The organism is Nonomuraea sp. NPDC050328 (assembly GCF_044459405.1).
Classification (GTDB): Bacteria; Actinomycetota; Actinomycetes; order Streptosporangiales; family Streptosporangiaceae; genus Nonomuraea.
The window spans coordinates 41,628-56,185 of sequence record NZ_JBITIW010000006.1 but is presented as its reverse complement, the minus strand read 5'-3'; the positions used below and the strand labels follow the sequence as shown (position 1 = coordinate 56,185).

12 protein-coding genes are annotated in these 14,558 nt (G+C 68.3%); 7 read left to right on the top strand and 5 right to left on the bottom strand.

Translation table 11 applies throughout. From position 1 onward, the window contains the following. The first annotated feature begins 25 nt into the window (after positions 1–25). Genes ACIBG7_RS22925 through ACIBG7_RS22915 form a run of 3 tightly spaced genes read left to right on the top strand, consistent with a single transcriptional unit; the run spans position 26 to position 1,725 of the window. Positions 26–205, top strand: a complete 180-nt coding sequence (locus ACIBG7_RS22925) for a DUF6104 family protein (RefSeq protein WP_357926846.1) — start codon at positions 26–28, stop codon at positions 203–205. Positions 206–256: 51 nt separating this feature from the next. After that, complete coding sequence (locus ACIBG7_RS22920) at positions 257–1,057, top strand: DUF4097 family beta strand repeat-containing protein (RefSeq protein ID WP_357926849.1); 801 nt, start codon at positions 257–259, stop codon at positions 1,055–1,057. Beyond that, the gene (locus tag ACIBG7_RS22915; protein WP_357926853.1) at positions 1,054–1,725 is read left to right on the top strand and encodes a helix-turn-helix transcriptional regulator; all 672 of its coding nucleotides are present in this window, start codon (positions 1,054–1,056) and stop codon (positions 1,723–1,725) included. Before ACIBG7_RS22920 ends, ACIBG7_RS22915 begins: the two co-directional genes overlap by 4 nt. A 22-nt stretch (positions 1,726–1,747) precedes the next feature. Here ACIBG7_RS22915 and ACIBG7_RS22910 read toward each other — a convergent pair whose 3' ends face one another. The 4 genes from ACIBG7_RS22910 to ACIBG7_RS22895 form a co-directional block, all read right to left on the bottom strand. Continuing rightward, positions 1,748–2,530 carry an oxygenase MpaB family protein gene (locus ACIBG7_RS22910; protein WP_357926856.1) on the bottom strand — a complete coding sequence of 261 codons (783 nt, stop codon included), beginning with the start codon at positions 2,528–2,530 and terminating at the stop codon, positions 1,748–1,750. 16 nt (positions 2,531–2,546) lie between these two features. Continuing rightward, entirely contained in the window at positions 2,547–3,503 is a 957-nt protein-coding gene (locus tag ACIBG7_RS22905; RefSeq protein WP_397337524.1) for a zinc-binding dehydrogenase, read from the bottom strand. Between the two features lie 9 nt (positions 3,504–3,512). Continuing rightward, positions 3,513–4,403, bottom strand: a complete 891-nt coding sequence (locus ACIBG7_RS22900; protein ID WP_357926862.1) for a hypothetical protein — start codon at positions 4,401–4,403, stop codon at positions 3,513–3,515. 77 nt (positions 4,404–4,480) lie between these two features. After that, the gene (locus ACIBG7_RS22895; RefSeq protein WP_397337523.1) at positions 4,481–5,926 is read right to left on the bottom strand and encodes an acetyl-CoA synthetase; all 1,446 of its coding nucleotides are present in this window, start codon (positions 5,924–5,926) and stop codon (positions 4,481–4,483) included. Positions 5,927–6,207: 281 nt separating this feature from the next. Here ACIBG7_RS22895 and ACIBG7_RS22890 point away from each other — a divergent pair, with 281 nt between their 5' ends. The 4 genes from ACIBG7_RS22890 (at position 6,208) to ACIBG7_RS22875 (ending at position 12,824) form a co-directional block, all read left to right on the top strand. Further along, positions 6,208–7,311, top strand: a complete 1,104-nt coding sequence (locus ACIBG7_RS22890; RefSeq protein WP_397337522.1) for a trypsin-like serine peptidase — start codon at positions 6,208–6,210, stop codon at positions 7,309–7,311. A gap of 158 nt (positions 7,312–7,469) precedes the next feature. Continuing rightward, complete coding sequence (locus tag ACIBG7_RS22885) at positions 7,470–8,555, top strand: trypsin-like serine peptidase (protein ID WP_397337521.1); 1,086 nt, start codon at positions 7,470–7,472, stop codon at positions 8,553–8,555. 376 nt (positions 8,556–8,931) lie between these two features. Next, the gene (locus tag ACIBG7_RS22880) at positions 8,932–10,605 is read left to right on the top strand and encodes a hypothetical protein (RefSeq protein WP_357926874.1); all 1,674 of its coding nucleotides are present in this window, start codon (positions 8,932–8,934) and stop codon (positions 10,603–10,605) included. Positions 10,606–11,099: 494 nt separating this feature from the next. Continuing rightward, positions 11,100–12,824, top strand: a complete 1,725-nt coding sequence (locus ACIBG7_RS22875) for a hypothetical protein (RefSeq protein ID WP_397337520.1) — start codon at positions 11,100–11,102, stop codon at positions 12,822–12,824. A gap of 269 nt (positions 12,825–13,093) precedes the next feature. Here ACIBG7_RS22875 and ACIBG7_RS22870 read toward each other — a convergent pair whose 3' ends face one another. Beyond that, the gene (locus ACIBG7_RS22870) at positions 13,094–14,446 is read right to left on the bottom strand and encodes a hypothetical protein (protein WP_397337519.1); all 1,353 of its coding nucleotides are present in this window, start codon (positions 14,444–14,446) and stop codon (positions 13,094–13,096) included. Between the last annotated feature and the right edge of the window lie 112 nt (positions 14,447–14,558).

Genomic DNA, 14,558 nt, shown 5'->3' with positions numbered 1-14,558 from the left:
TTTTCCGGCCCTAGACTCTTCAACCATGTACTTCACCGACAGGGGGATCGAGGAGCTCGTTTCGCGGCGTGGCGAGGAGGAGGTCAGCCTCACCTGGCTGGGCGAGCGGCTGCGCGAGTTCGTCGACCTGAACCCGGAGTTCGAGACGCCCGTGGAGCGGCTGGCGACGTGGCTGGCGCGGCTCGACGACGACGAGGACGAGTAGCGATCCGCGATATATCTTGAGTTTCCAGGCAACGCGACATATCGTGTATGCATGGAGTGGACCATTGACGAGCCGGGGCAGCTCACCTTCGACTCGGTGACCGCGCTCAACGTGCGTACCGTGGCCGGCCGGCTGGACGTGCTCGCGAGCGACGACGGGCCTTCGGTGCTGGAGGTCACGGAGATCAACAGCTCCCCCCTCATCGTCACCCACGAGGAGGACGGCACGCTGACCATCGCCTACCAGGACCTCACCTGGGACGGCGTGCTGTCCTGGTTGCGCGGCCCGGCCAAGCGCAGTTGCAGCCTGACCATCACCGTGCCGAAGACGTGCCCGGTCAACGCCGGCGTGGTGACCGCCTCGGCGGTCGTGGCCGGCTTCGAGCGCCGCACCCGGGTGCGCAGCGTCTCGGGCGAGGTCACCCTCGACGGGGTCAGCGGCGACGTGGCCGCCGAGACCGTCTCGGGGCCGCTGGAGAGCCGCGCGATGGAGGGCGACCTGAACTTCAAGAGCGTCTCCGGCGACCTCACCGTCGCCGGCGGCTTCCCGCGCCGGCTGAAGGCGACGACCGTCTCCGGCCGGATCACCGCCGACCTGCGGCTGCGCCCGACCGGCCACGTCACCATCAACACCGTGTCGGGAGACGTCCTGGTACGGCTGCCGCCCACCGTGGACACCGACATCACCCTGCGCTCGACCACGGGCCGGCTCGACTCCGCCTTCGACGGGCTGTCGGCCTCCCAGCGGCCCGGGTCCAAACACCTGTCCGGGCGGATCGGCGGCGGCATGGCCGAACTCTCGGTCAAGTCGGTCTCCGGCCGGGTGACCCTGCTCAAGGGAGACAAGGAATGAGCCCCGTCTTCGGGCACGGCCGGCTGCGCCTGTACCTGCTCAAGCTGCTGGAGGAGAGCCCGAGGCACGGCTACGAGGTGATCCGGCTGCTCCAGGACCGCTTCCTGGGCGTCTACTCGCCCTCCCCCGGCACGATCTACCCGCGCCTGGCCCGGCTGGAGGAGGAGGGCCTGGTCACGCACGAGGTCATCGACGGCAAGAAGGTCTTCTCGCTCACCGACCAGGGCCGCGCCGAGCTGAACGAGCGCCTCGACGAGCTGGCCGAGCTGGAGCAGGAGATCTCCGCCTCGGTCCAGGACATCGCGCGCGAGGTCAAGGAGGACGTGCGCTCGACCGTCCGGTCCCTGCGCGAGGAGCTGGCGCAGGCGGCCAAGAACGTGCGCAGCAGCGGCACCTCGCAGTGGACCCGCTGGCAGGACGAGAGCGACCGGTGGAGCCGCGAGTGGCGGCGCATCTGGACCGACGCGTGGAGCACGCTGGGCGGGGGTTACGACGACGACGCCGAGGAGCGGGCGCAGCTCGACGCCGACCTGGGCGAGCTGCTGGCCGACTTCGTCGCCCGGGTCCGCCAGGACGCCTCCGCGGGCAGGCTCACCCGCCGCTCCCTGGAGGAGGCCCGGCGGGCGCTCGACGAGGCCGCCGCCCGGATCGGCGACACCCTGCGCTGAGGGCGCTGAGGGCGCTGAGGGACTAGCCCCGGGCGGCCCGGCGGGCGCGGTAGGCCAGCGGCATGTACCGCACCCGTTCCGGCAGCCGCGGCGCCACCGCCGCGGCCGCCCGGCCGATCGCCCGCAGCAGCCGCTCCCGCCGGGCCGACCACCGCAACCCCAGCTTCTCCCGTACGGCAGGCGGCAACGTCCCCACGGTGATGAAGTAGTTCAGCTCGCTGGCCGGCACCCCCACCGGCTTCCACACCAGCCCCGGCACGTACGGCGGGCTGGGCGTGGCACGCAACGTCGCCAGCACCTCGATCGCGGTCGGGTGCGCCTCCAGCCGCTCGGCCACCATCCGGTCGAAGTAGGCGGCATACCCGGCCAGGTCGTCGAAGGGCGAGCGCACCCGCAGCAGCCGCCCGAGCGCCTGGAAGTCGTCGAACATCGCCCGCTCGTCCACCGGCCCGGCGCCGAAGATCCGTTCGAGGGTGCGGAACTGCTCGAACAGGCTCCAGTGCACCCAGGCCCAGGCCTCGGCCTGCAACGCGTGGTACGGCCTGCCGTACTCGTCGACGCCCTTGATCCCGGCGTGCAGGTCGCGCAGCCGGCGCACCTCGGCCTCGCCGTCGGCGTAGACCCAGCGCTGCACCGAGCCGAGGGTGCGGCTGAGCCGTCCCCAGGGGTCGGTGCGGAAGTCGGAGCGCTGGGCGACCGCGGCGCCGACCGCCGGGTGCATGGTCTGGAGGACCAGCGCGCTCCCGGCGACCAGCAGATTTCGGTATTCACCCGCCGTGTCCCACAATCTCGTCCCAGGCCCCATGGACGAGATGTACCCACTATGCGGTGAAGACGATTTTCCCGAAGACGTCACCCTCGTGCATGGCGGCGAAACCGTCGCGGGCCTCGGCCAGCGGGACCACCCGGTCGATCACCGGCCGCACCCCGGTCTGCTCCAGGAAGACGGCCAGCCGCTGGAGCTGGTCGCGGGTGCCCATGGTCGAGCCGACCACCGACAGCTGCAGGAAGAAGACCCGGTTGAGGTCGGCCGGCGGGACCGCGCCGCTGGTGGCGCCGGAGACGACGACGCGCCCGCCGGGCCGCAGCGACTTGAGCGAGTGGTCCCAGGTGGCCTGGCCCACGGTCTCCATGACCGCGTCCACCCGCTCGGGCAGCCGGGCGCCGGGCTCGAAGACCTGGTCGGCGCCGAGCTGCAGGGCCCGCTCGCGCTTGTCCTCGCTGCGGGAGGTCGCCCAGACGCGGTAGCCTCCGGCCCGGCCGAGCGCGATCAGCGCGGTGGCGACGCCGCCGCCCGCGCCCTGGACCAGCACCGTCGAGCCCGGCTGGAGCTCGGCCTTGTCGAAGAGCATGCGGTAGGCGGTCAGCCACGCGGTGGGCAGGCAGGCCGCCTCCTCGAAGCTGAGCGCGGCCGGCTTGGGCACCAGGTTGCGGCGCGGCACCGCCACCCGCTCGGCGAAGGTGCCGTCGTGGGTCTCCGACAGCAGGCTGCGTTTGGGGTCGAGGGTCTCGTCGGGCCCCGAGCCGATCACGGAGTGCACGATCACCTCGTTGCCGTCCTCGTCGAGCCCGGCGGCATCGCAGCCGAGCACGATGGGCAGGCGGTCCTGGCGGATGCCGACGCCCTTGAGCGTCCACAGGTCGTGGTGGTTGAGCGCGGCGGCCCGTACGGTGACGGTCGTCCACCCCTCCGGGACCTCCGGTTCGGGGCGCTCGCCCAGGGTCAGGCCCGCGAGCGGGTTCGCGGCATCGGTCTGCGTGGCGGTTACGGCGAACATGGCCGCACCCTACTTCACGGTGATCTCGACGCTCTCGAGCGCGTGGTCGATGTACCGGCGGGGCCCGGCGACGCCGATGTAGACGCCCGACCGGCAGACCCAGCCGTAGCTGCCGGTCCCCATGATCACCGACGGCGGCCGCAGGTTGCGCCGGCAGCCCGGCAGCGGGACCAGGACGAGCATGTGCCCGGTGGAGGTGCCGAACCACAGTTGCGGGCCGGCCGGTTCGCGGCCGTAGCCGTACTCACCCGGCTTCGACAGCCGCAGCGGCCCGGTCGCCGAGAGGGTGAGGAAGCCCTCCGGGGTGACCGTGCCCTTCAGGTTGCGCGCCCAGGTCATGCGCTGGTCGAAGGTGAGCCCGTTGGGCCGGTCGTAGAGCGCCAGCCGCCAGTCGCCGAAGCCGAACAGCAGCACCTGGCCGGGGTTGCTGCCGGAGGGCCGGGGCCAGAGCGTGACGTTCGGCGTGAAGTGCCGCAGCGGCTGGCCGCCCTTGGTGATCTCGACCTCGCCGGAGAAGGGCGCGACGAGCTGGCGGTAGTGGTTCATGGTCTCGCCGCGCAGCACCGCGCCTTGGAAGGGCCGGATGCCGAGGCTCTCGAAGTCGAGATCGGCCGGGTAGCGCAGCTCCGCGCGGCGGCCGTCGGGAAAGACCAGGTCCAGGACCTTCTCGCCGCCCACCAGGCGGGGGGTGGGCGTCAGCACGTTCGGTCTCGTGCCGACGGTCACCAGGGTGCTGATCGGTTCCGGCCGCTGCCGCTCGGCCTGTTGCGCCGGCTCAGGGTCGCGGCTGATCAGCCACCCGGCCAGCGGCACCGCGACCACGAGCGCCAGGAGGGCCACGCCCAACCGGCGGCGCCGGCGCGGGGTGCCCGCCTCGATCACGTCGAACTGCTCGCCCACACCGGCAGTCCAGTTGAGCGGGCCTGCCCGCGCAAGGCTTCGGACCTGGCGGAATCATCACAGGTTCGCAACCTGTGTCACCAGGTCGCGACATTCACCGGCCCGTCCGTGGTCAGGTGCACGGCCTGTCCCACCAGTTCCCGGCTCTCCGCGTCGGCGAGCAGGTCCGCCTGCCGTACCAGAGCATGGGTGCGGCGGCCGTCGGGCAGGTCGGCGACGAGGATCCCGCGCTCGGCGACGCCGTCGCGGCCGTGGGCCACGGTGTAGCCCGCGACCACGGCCGGTCCCTCGTGGGTGTCGGCGATCGGCACCGGGTCGGCGGTGGACACCGGGCGCGCGTCGCCGAGCCGGCCGCCGGGCTCGCTCGACCAGACGGCGTAGGTGTGCTTGGTCAGGTGCATGCCGACCCCGGTCACCAGGCCGTGCCCGCCCTCGCGCAACAGCGCGGCCATCGTCGCGGTCGAGTGCAGGACGTAGCAGCTCGACGGGCCTCCCGCGTACGGCAGGCCGCCGGTCACGGTGAGCCCGCGCCGGTCGTGCGGGTCGAGCTTGAGCGCCTCGCAGGCCTGGCGGACCGCCACCGCGAAGCAGCTGTAGAGGTCGAACGCGCTCACCTCGTCGAGCCCGATCCCGGCGCGGTCGAACGCGGCCCGGGCCGCGTGAGCCATCGCCGCCCCGCCGCCGAGCTCGGGCCGGGCGGCCACCTCCCACGTCTCCTCGGCGTAGGCCCAGCCGCGCAGGTAGATCCGCTGCTCGCGCGGGACGCCGAGCCGGTCGGCCAGCCCGGAGCTGACCAGGACCAGCGCCGCGGCCTGGTCCACCTCGATCACCGCGACCGTGTTCCTGGTGTACGGCCAGCCGACGAACCGGTTGCCGGGCCCCGGCGTGACGAGCTCCTCAGGCGACATCGCGCGGCGGCGCCAGGCGTGCCGGTTGGCCGCGGCGACCTCGGTCATGGGCGCGAACAGCGCGCCCCGCTCGGCCGTCTCCGCGGCGACGGACTGGCCGAGGGCCGCCCGGCGGGCGGTCTCCATGATCGCGTAGGTGTGCACCGGCAGGAACAGCTCGTGGGCGAGCTCGGCCGGATGCGGCGGCCGCTCCCAGCCGTAGGGCGGTTTGGGGTCGGCGGCGTGGCTCCACGGCACCCGCTCCCCGGCCAGCCGGTAGTGCCGGCGGGTGGCCAGGGCCTCGGCGCCGACGACCAGCGCGGCCTCCATCTCGCCCGCCGCGATCCCGGCCGCCGCCGCGCCGATCAGGTGCTGCGGCGCCGTACCGCTGACCCGGGAGTAGACCCGGTGCCGCGGCGCGGCGCCGAGCCGGTCGGCCAGCCGGTCGGCGGGCGAGTCGTACTGCCAGGAGTCGCTGTAGACGATCTGGACCGAATCCAGCCGGGCCGGGTCGAGCCGGGCCTCCCGGGCGGCCTCGCGGGCGACCTGCTCCCAGAGGTCGAGCGGTTCCGGTCCGGGCTGGTCGCGAACGGTCGACTGGGCTACGCCGACCAGGCAGGGGGTGCGGGCATTCATGCCGTCATCTAAGCAGAACAATCTTCCGTTTGTAAATTGAGTGATGGTTGTTACGAGTGATGTCAGGGTGAATTTATTCGGCCCTGGACCTGGGGTGATGCCATTTCCGAATACATGCGGAATGGCTATTTCAATAACGGAATGGAACCGCGCCAGACTTTTTCACGTCGTTTCCTGGATTACGCCTCGCGCCATTCGCTAGCGTCTCGCTCGTTTTCCTGGCCCATCCGGGGCGACAGTTCCCCGCTCTGGGCCGCCGAGAACTGGATGAAGGAGCAGCAATGAAGTCCCGAGCAACGAAGGCGCTGGGCATCGCGATTCCTCTCGCGGCCCTCAGCGGTCTGGCCGGCCTGTCCCCCGCGAACGCGGTGGCCGCCGACGACATCGTCTCCGCGGAGGCGAAGAGCACCACCGGCTCAGCGCTGGCGTTCTGGACCCCGGACAAGCTCCGGGCCGCCAAGAGCGCCGACGGCGCGCTGGACCTCTCCCAGCGCGGCGGCAAGATCAACGGCAACGCCCCCGACGGCCCGCCCGGCTCCGTTCCGCCGATCGGCCAGGAGGGCGCCAAGTCGCCCAAGGTCAAGCAGGTCAACCTGCCCAACACCGTCGGCCGGGTGTTCTTCACCGACGGCGACGGGGAGTGGAAGTTCTGCTCCGCGACCTCGATCCAGGGCAAGTACCGCAACGTCGTGGCCACCTCCGGCCACTGCGTGTACGACACCAAGCACGACCGCTTCCACGACAACTGGGTGTTCATCCCGTCCTACTGGGACGGCAACAACCGGTGGGAGGGCAAGACGCCCTACGGGATCTACGAGGCCAAGACCTTCAACGCGCACGACGACTTCGTGGTGAAGGAGGACTACGACTTCGACTACGCGTTCGTCAACGTCTACAACGGCTACAAGATCGACTGGAAGAAGACCACCGGCGGCGGCTGGGAGCCGGTCAAGAAGTACATCGGCCGGCTCGGCGACAACGTCGGCGGCATGGGCTTCACCTGGAACCGCAGCCCGAAGGCGAACGTCTTCTCCTTCGGCTACCCCGCCGGCAAGCACGACGACGGCGACCGGCCGTACTCCGGCCGGACGATGAAGTGGTGCTACGGCAAGACCGCGCCGATGCCGGCCGCGCCGAAGTACCGCATCCAGGAGCACATCGGCTTCAAGTGCTCCTTCACCGCCGGCGCGAGCGGCGGCCCGTTCGTCTACAACTACAAGAACACCTCGCGCACCGGTTACGTCTACGGCGTCAACAGCGTCGCCTGGGACACCGACGGCAACGACCGGTTCGACCACATCTCCTCGCCGTACTTCAACACCGACACCTACAAGGTCTACAAGGCCGCCGCCAACCGGTGGTCCGGCAACCCGCCGAAGCCGTAGATCATTTAGCGCGGAGTGCCGGATTCTCCGGCACTCCGCGCGTTCTTGATAGGTGCTTTATCGCTGGTACGGCAGGCTTGATCAGATAACAAATCTCGATCCGAGCTGCATTACCGCAGTTGATCTGGAAAAATCACCCCAGAACGGAAGGTAACTTCATGATCCCCCGACTCAGGCACCTCGCGGCCGCCGCCCTCAGCGGCGCGCTGCTGCTGTTGCCTGCGCTCGCGGGGACCCCTTCCGCAGCCGCGACGACCGGCTCCGCCCTCGCCCCCGACCCGACCTACTCGGTCGACATGGCCAGGACCGAGGCCCAGATGGAGGCGGTCGCGCGCTACTGGCAGCCGGAGAAGCTCAAGCTGGCCGAGAACTACACCCCGGCCACCCCCGGCTCCCGCCCCAAGCCCACCGGGACCACGACCGCCTCCTCCCAGAGCCTCGGCCTGGCCCGGCGCCCGGTCCCCGACGCCCGCACCGTCCCGCCCGCGCCTCCCGCGGCCGGCGGCGCGGCGCGCACCTTCGGCAAGGTCTACTTCCTGATCAGCGGCAAGGAGTACTGGTGCTCGGCGAGCGCCGTGGCGGCCAAGAACCGCAGCGTCGTCGCCACCGCCGGGCACTGCGCCTACGACCTGAAGAACCTGCGCCCCGCGGACAACTGGATCTTCGTCCCGAACCCGGGCACCGGCGGCACCACCCCGGACGGCATCTACATCGGCGCCACCCTCAACATCCACGACGTCTGGTCGGGCGAGGGTGACTACGACTACGACTACGCCTTCATCACCGTGCACTCCGGCTTCCGCTGGGAGACCAAGGACGGCAAGCCCACCCGGGTGCCGGTCGGCAAGCTCCAGGACAACGTCGGCGGCCAGGGCCTGACCATCCTGCGCGGCGTCGGCAACCAGGCCGTCGCCTTCGGCTACCCCTCCGGCGCCCAGCCGGACGGCACCCGCCCCTTCGACGGCCGCACCCTCGCCACCTGCGACGGGCGCACCACCAAGACCCGCTCCCCCAGCTTCAACCTGGAGCACGGGGTGCAGCTGCCCGGCTGCAACTTCAGCCACGGCGCCAGCGGCGGGCCCTGGCTCCTGGAGTTCGACGCCGGCAAGAAGCTGGGCTGGCTCAACGGCGTCAACAGCCTCACCTGGAACCGCGACGCCAAGGGCACCTACGACGCGGTCTCTTCCTCCTACTTCAACAGCGGGACGATGATCGTCTACCAGCACGCGGCCAACGCCTCCTAGCGGGCCCAGAAACCTCGACCCCGTCGGCCTTCCGGCGGGGTTCTTCGTTGCCCTGGAGATCAACTCGGCCGGATTAGACGGAAGATCTCGCGATTCGGTGCCATCAATGTGCTGTGATCTGAGTCACATTCAGCGGCGCAGGATTCGCGGTTCTTCACTCCCTGCCCATCTGTCTCAAGCCCTAACACGCAGTCAAAACGCCACAAATTCCACAGAAGTGTTGACATGTCACAGAAAAGTAACGACGGTAACCCTTCCTTCCGGATAGGGCGGAACGGCTTCCACCTGCAAAGATCCCGCCTGTATGTTCCTTGCTGTCCCTTTACTGACGCATGAGGCGCCTGTTCGCCTCACGACAGAGCAAGGAGCAGTTCCCTTGAAGCGCATCCTCATCCCGGCCAGTGGCGCCGTCCTCGCCACCGGTCTGCTCGCCGCCGGTCTCGCCGGTGCGGCCCAGGCCGCCCCCGACGTCGCCTCGGACCCGATGGCGAAGAGCGCCGCCGTGGCTCAGGAGATCGCCCAGTTCTGGAGCGACTCCAACAACGCCGCCCTCAAGGCCGCCACCGCCTCGAACGTCTGGGACAACTCCGACGTCACCAAGCTCAAGAGCAAGGGCGGCTACACGCCCGACAGCAAGCCCGGCAGCGTCCCCGCCATCGGCGAAGAGAAGAAGACCACCCCCAAGGTTCAGAACGTGAACCTGCCGAAGACCATCGGCAAGGTCTTCTTCGTCAACGCCAAGGGCGAGAAGAAGTGGTGCTCGGCCACCTCGATCCAGTCCAAGTACAAGAACCTGGTCGCCACCGCCGGCCACTGCGTCTACGACGTCGCCTCCAACACGGACGTCATGTCCAAGTGGGTCTTCGTCCCGGGCTACTACCAGGGCAAGACCCCGTGGGGCATCTACGTCGGCAAGCAGGCGTTCACGCACTACGACTTCTCGAACTACGAGGACTACGACCGCGACTACGCGTTCGTGACGGTCTACAACGGCATCGGCGGCACGTTCAACAAGACCACCGAGATCTCCAAGTCCGAGTTCCTCGCCCACAAGGGTGCGAAGTACATCGAAGAGAAGGAGATCAAGGACCTCGCCGAGGCCAAGACCCTCGCCGCCAAGTACAACGCCAGCGGCAACGTCGAGGCGGGGTACAACGACAAGGGCGAGAGCATCGACGGGGCCGGCCCGGTCATCTCCAAGACCACCCCCAACCCCGACGACAAGGTCGCCCACAACTACCCCGGCGCGGTCAACGTCAAGACCGAGGTCAGCCTGGCCACCTGGCAGGGTGCGGGCGAGGGCGTCCAGAACGGCAACCGCTTCAACGAGAAGCTGGCTCCGAACAGCGGCCTGAAGAACGAGTACGGCATCACGTACGAGCGCGTCACGGAGACCGAGTACAACAACTTCGTGGCCTCGAAGGCCGCCGGCAACGAGCTGGGCGTCGCCTACACCTCCGCCGCCGGCAAGGTGAAGTTCGACGACGACGTCACCATCGACTTCAGCGCCACCCCGGGTGGGTACTGGATCGTCAAGACCTACCTCAACCAGTGGTACAAGAAGTCCTCCACCACGAAGTACTACTTCCGTGACTACTACAAGGTGGAGCACGAGCTCAAGGACGCCGGTCGCCTCGGCGACAACGTGGGTGGTCAGGGCTTCGCCTGGAACCAGCCCACCGGCAAGTACGTGCGCGTGTTCGGCTACCCGTCGCTCGCGCACCCCGACGGCAACAAGAACTTCACCGGCGTGACGCCCAAGTGGTGCTACGGCAAGACCTCGGCCAAGGTCGTGCAGGCGCCCGCCAAGAAGATCGAGGAGCACGTCTCCCTCAAGTGCTCGATGACCGAGGGCGCCGACGGCGCCCCCTGGCTCCTCAAGTACAGCAACGCCAAGCGCCTGGGCTACGTGAACGGTGTCACCAGCACCTTCGCCGACCAGGACGGCAACGACCGCGTCGACACCAACACCTCGCCGTACTTCGACGGTGAGACCAACACGGTGTACCGCGCTGCCGCCAACGTGTGGTCCGGCAAGATCACCGGCTGACCGTACGGCGCATAAACGAAGGGGCCCGGCTTCTGCCGGGCCCCTTTCGTCGTTCCCAGGACCTATCGCAGGGGTTCGTAGCCCGGGATCCGCGGTTCTGGGGCTCTCTCAGAGCCCGCAAACGCCGGTCCTGCCGAGGATCTGTCCGATTTGTGTGAGGCCTTTTGACGCGTGGGGGGCCGATCCGGTGCCATCGAGTCGATGTGATCTGTGTCACATCACAACATGACCCACGGTCACGGGGTCGCTTCAGTCACATCCGCCCCACTAACACCAAGCTTATGCTGATCTGCGGAAATGCCCACCGCAGGTGCAGGAAACCCCTTCAGCGCTTACGCCTCTTAAACATCACAGAACGATCACGCCCCATCGGGCCCCCCGTTTTCCCCTCAAAGCGGGTTCCTGTTTTCAAGATCGGCACTGTATGTTCCTGGCTATCCCTTTACTGACGCATGGGACGCAAGAGGCGTCTCACGACAGCGCAAGGAGTTACCTTGAAGCGCATCCTCCTCCCCGCCGGTGGCGCCATTCTGGCCACCGGTCTGCTGGCTGCTGGTCTGGCCGGCGCTGCCAACGCGGCCCCCGACGAGGGCACCCTTGAGGCGCACCTCGCTCAGCGCGCCGCTGAGGTCCAGGACACCATCAACTTCTGGACGAAGTCGAACAACGAGGCGCTCCGTCAGGCCACCGCGTTCCACTACGACTACAAGGCCGTCAAGAAGATCGTCCAGAAGGGCGGCTACAACCCCGACGGTAAGCCGGGCGTCGTCCCCGCCATCGGCGAGGAGAAGAAGGCCGCGGTCAAGGTTCACAACGTGAACCTGCCCAAGACCATCGGCAAGGTCTTCTTCCAGACCCGTGACGGCAAGCTGTACTGGTGCTCCGGCACCTCGATTCAGTCCAACTACAAGAACCTGGTGGCCACCGCTGGTCACTGCGTGTACGAGGACCTGAAGAACGAGGAAGTCGTTTCTCGCTGGGTGTTCGTCCCGATGTACTACCAGGGCAAGACCCCGGCCGGCATCTACGTGGGCAAGCAGGCCTTCACCCACTACGACTTCACCACCTACGAGGACTACGACCGCGACTACGCGTTCGTTACCGTCTACGACGGCATCAAGGGTGGCGAGAACGGCGAGACCACCAAGGCCACCGAGCTCTCCAAGTCCGAGTTCCTTGCTTACAAGGGTTCCAAGTACATCAAGGAATCCGAGATCAAGGAGGCGGACGCCGCCAAGACGCTGGCCAAGGCCAACGAGCTGGCTGCCAAGTACAACGCCAGCGGCAAGATCGAGGCCGGCTACACCGCCACGGGCGAGGAGATCGAGGCCGCTGGCCCCGTCGTCTCCAAGACCGTCGCCAACCCGGCTGACAAGGTTGCGGACAACTACGTCGGCGACGGCAAGGTCAACATCAAGCTCGAGGTGAACCTCGAGACCTACAACGCCGCCGTCAACGGCAACCAGAACGGCAACCGCTACAGCGGCACCCCGCAGCCGGAGATCGACTTCGCCGACCTGAAGCACCTGAAGGGCCTCTCCTTCAAGCGCGTCACCGAGTCGGAGTACAACGCCTTCGTTGCCGCCAAGAACGCTGGCCAGGAGCCGAACGCTGCTGCGTTCACCTCGGCTTCGGGCAAGGTCAAGATCGGCGACAAGACGGTCGACTTCGCTGCGACCCCCGGTGGCTACTGGATCGTCCGTACCTACGTGAACCAGTGGTACAAGCAGTCTTCGACCACGACGTACTACTTCCGTCAGTACTTCAAGGTCGAGCTGTCCATGGCCCACGTCGGTCGCCTCGGCGACAACGTCGGTGGCCAGGGCTTCGCGTGGAACCAGCCGACCGGCAAGTACGTCCGCACCTTCGGCTACCCCTTCGCGCAGCACCCCGACGGCTCCAAGCCGTACTCCGGTGTGACGCCGAAGTGGTGCTACGGCAAGACCCAGGGCAAGGGCCCGGTCACCCCCTCGACCTACAAGGTTGAGGAGCAGATCGCCCTGAAGTGCGCCGTGACCGGTGGTTACGACGGTGGTCCGTGGCTGCTCAAGTACAGCAACGCCAAGCGTCTCGGCTACCTCAACGGCATCACCTCGCTGTTCCTGGACAACGACGGTAACGGCCGTATCGACAACATCACCTCCGCGTACTTCGACGGCGAGACCGCTCTGGTCTACAACGCCGCCAAGAACGTCGCCTCCGGCAAGATCCTCCCGTAGTTTCTCCGGTGGTAGGTGACCTTGGGGTGAGGGTCCAAACCTCCCCCTAAGGGTTGTTAGCTTCAAACCGAAGGGCTCGGCCTAGCCGAGCCCTTCGGCCTTTACTTCCCCAAATCGATCTTCCTCCAGGGTGACGGTCTTCTCGCCGTCTCGTACGCGGCGAAACCGCGGCTGAACCCTGATAGGGAACTCCTTCACTTAAAGGGATGAAGTAAAGGGAAGAAGGCCCGGTCCCCAGGACCGGGCCTTCACTTGTTCCCAGGAAGGTTCTAGACGGTGGCGAGCTGGTGCTCGAAGAGCTCTCGTACCGCGCTCAGTTTGCGGAAGGGCTCGAAGCGGCGCCGCAGATCTTCCACGTACGTCCTTGTACGGGCCGACTGCAGTTCCCCGGCCAAGGAGAACGCCTCGCGGGCAGCCGTACAGGCGGCCTCCACCTCACCACGCTGCACAAGGCCGCCGGCCAGCAGCGAGAGGTTGAACATCCGTCCCCGCACAAAGCGCCCGTCCATGTCCAGAGACCGGCGAGCGAAGGACACGGCCCGCTCCCCGTCCCCCAGGTCCCGGAAGCAGTGGGAGAACTTGGCCGCAAGGTAGGCCGAGTCGAAGTACCGCAGCCACTCCGGCTCCTCCGAAGCCCGTCGCCGCTCGAAGGCGGCCTCGGCCTCGTTGAGGGCCTGGGCGCAGGACCGCGAGTCCCCCAGCCCCGCGTGCGCGTGCGCCTCGAGGACGGTGGCGGCGGCCAGGAGGGTACGGTGGCCGGAGCGGCGGGCGGAGAGCTGGGCGGCCCGGGAGAGGTCCAGGGCGTGCGAGGGCTGACCCATGTAGATCGCCTGGTGCGCCATCCCGGAGAGGATCTCGCTCCCCAGCGCGTGGTCGTCCGCCCCGTGCGCCAGCCGCAGCGCCTGGATGAGGTAGCGCTGCGCCAGGCCGTGCTGTTCGAGGTCGTAGGCCATCCACCCGGCCAGCCGGGTGAGCTCCGCGGCGGCGGCGGCGAGGGTACGGCCGGTGGCCTCGTCGTAGGAGCCGTCCCGCAGCAGCGGTGAGACGGCGGTGTCCAGATATTTCACGACCGCGGAGCGCACGCGCCCGCTGCCGAAGCGGTTGTCCAGCTCGCCGAAGGACCGGGTGACCTCGTGGATCGCGGTCACGTCTGATCTGCCGACCTTGCGCGCCCCCGCCCCCACCGGGCGACCGCCCGGCGGCGAGGTGAGCCAGCGGACGGCACCGGCCGCCCCGGCTCCGATCGCGAAGGTCGAATCGACCAGGAATCGTCGTCGTTCCACATCGGCCCGCCACAGCGCTGTCACTGTCGCGACTCCCTCCACCCACGTATGCGTGAACTCTTGTCCAAGGTGGAGGGGACTGCTGATGGCCGGCATCCCGAAGTCCTCGGGGTCGACCGGCCGGCCGAGCCGGAGAGCGAAGATCTCCGCGAGCAGGCACGGGACCGGCTCGCGTGGTCGCTGTCCGCCGATCCAGCGCAGGACGGAACTGTGGTCGTATCTCAGCCCCGGGATGCCCCGGGAGGTGCCGAGATCGTTCAGGCGCCGAGCCAGCCCCTTGCGGGAGAATCCCGCTTCGGCGATGAGCTGCTGGAGCAGTCGGTTGGGCTCGCGTTCCATCGCTCTCCTCGATGAGCCCTTACAGAGAGCCTCATTTATAACACGAAGAGTAAAGGCCGTTTCGGTATTCCCAAAACAAACGAAGGAGGGTACGGCTGGCGTCAGCCGTACC

Coding starts and splice junctions, on each gene's coding strand:
- ACIBG7_RS22925 (WP_357926846.1), top strand. CDS start 26: ATGTACTTCACCGACAGGGGGATCGAGGAGCTCGTTTCGCGGCGTGGC.
- ACIBG7_RS22920 (WP_357926849.1), top strand. CDS start 257: ATGGAGTGGACCATTGACGAGCCGGGGCAGCTCACCTTCGACTCGGTG.
- ACIBG7_RS22915 (WP_357926853.1), top strand. CDS start 1,054: ATGAGCCCCGTCTTCGGGCACGGCCGGCTGCGCCTGTACCTGCTCAAG.
- ACIBG7_RS22910 (WP_357926856.1), bottom strand. CDS start 2,530: ATGGGGCCTGGGACGAGATTGTGGGACACGGCGGGTGAATACCGAAAT.
- ACIBG7_RS22905 (WP_397337524.1), bottom strand. CDS start 3,503: ATGTTCGCCGTAACCGCCACGCAGACCGATGCCGCGAACCCGCTCGCG.
- ACIBG7_RS22895 (WP_397337523.1), bottom strand. CDS start 5,926: ATGAATGCCCGCACCCCCTGCCTGGTCGGCGTAGCCCAGTCGACCGTT.
- ACIBG7_RS22890 (WP_397337522.1), top strand. CDS start 6,208: ATGAAGTCCCGAGCAACGAAGGCGCTGGGCATCGCGATTCCTCTCGCG.
- ACIBG7_RS22885 (WP_397337521.1), top strand. CDS start 7,470: ATGATCCCCCGACTCAGGCACCTCGCGGCCGCCGCCCTCAGCGGCGCG.
- ACIBG7_RS22870 (WP_397337519.1), bottom strand. CDS start 14,446: ATGGAACGCGAGCCCAACCGACTGCTCCAGCAGCTCATCGCCGAAGCG.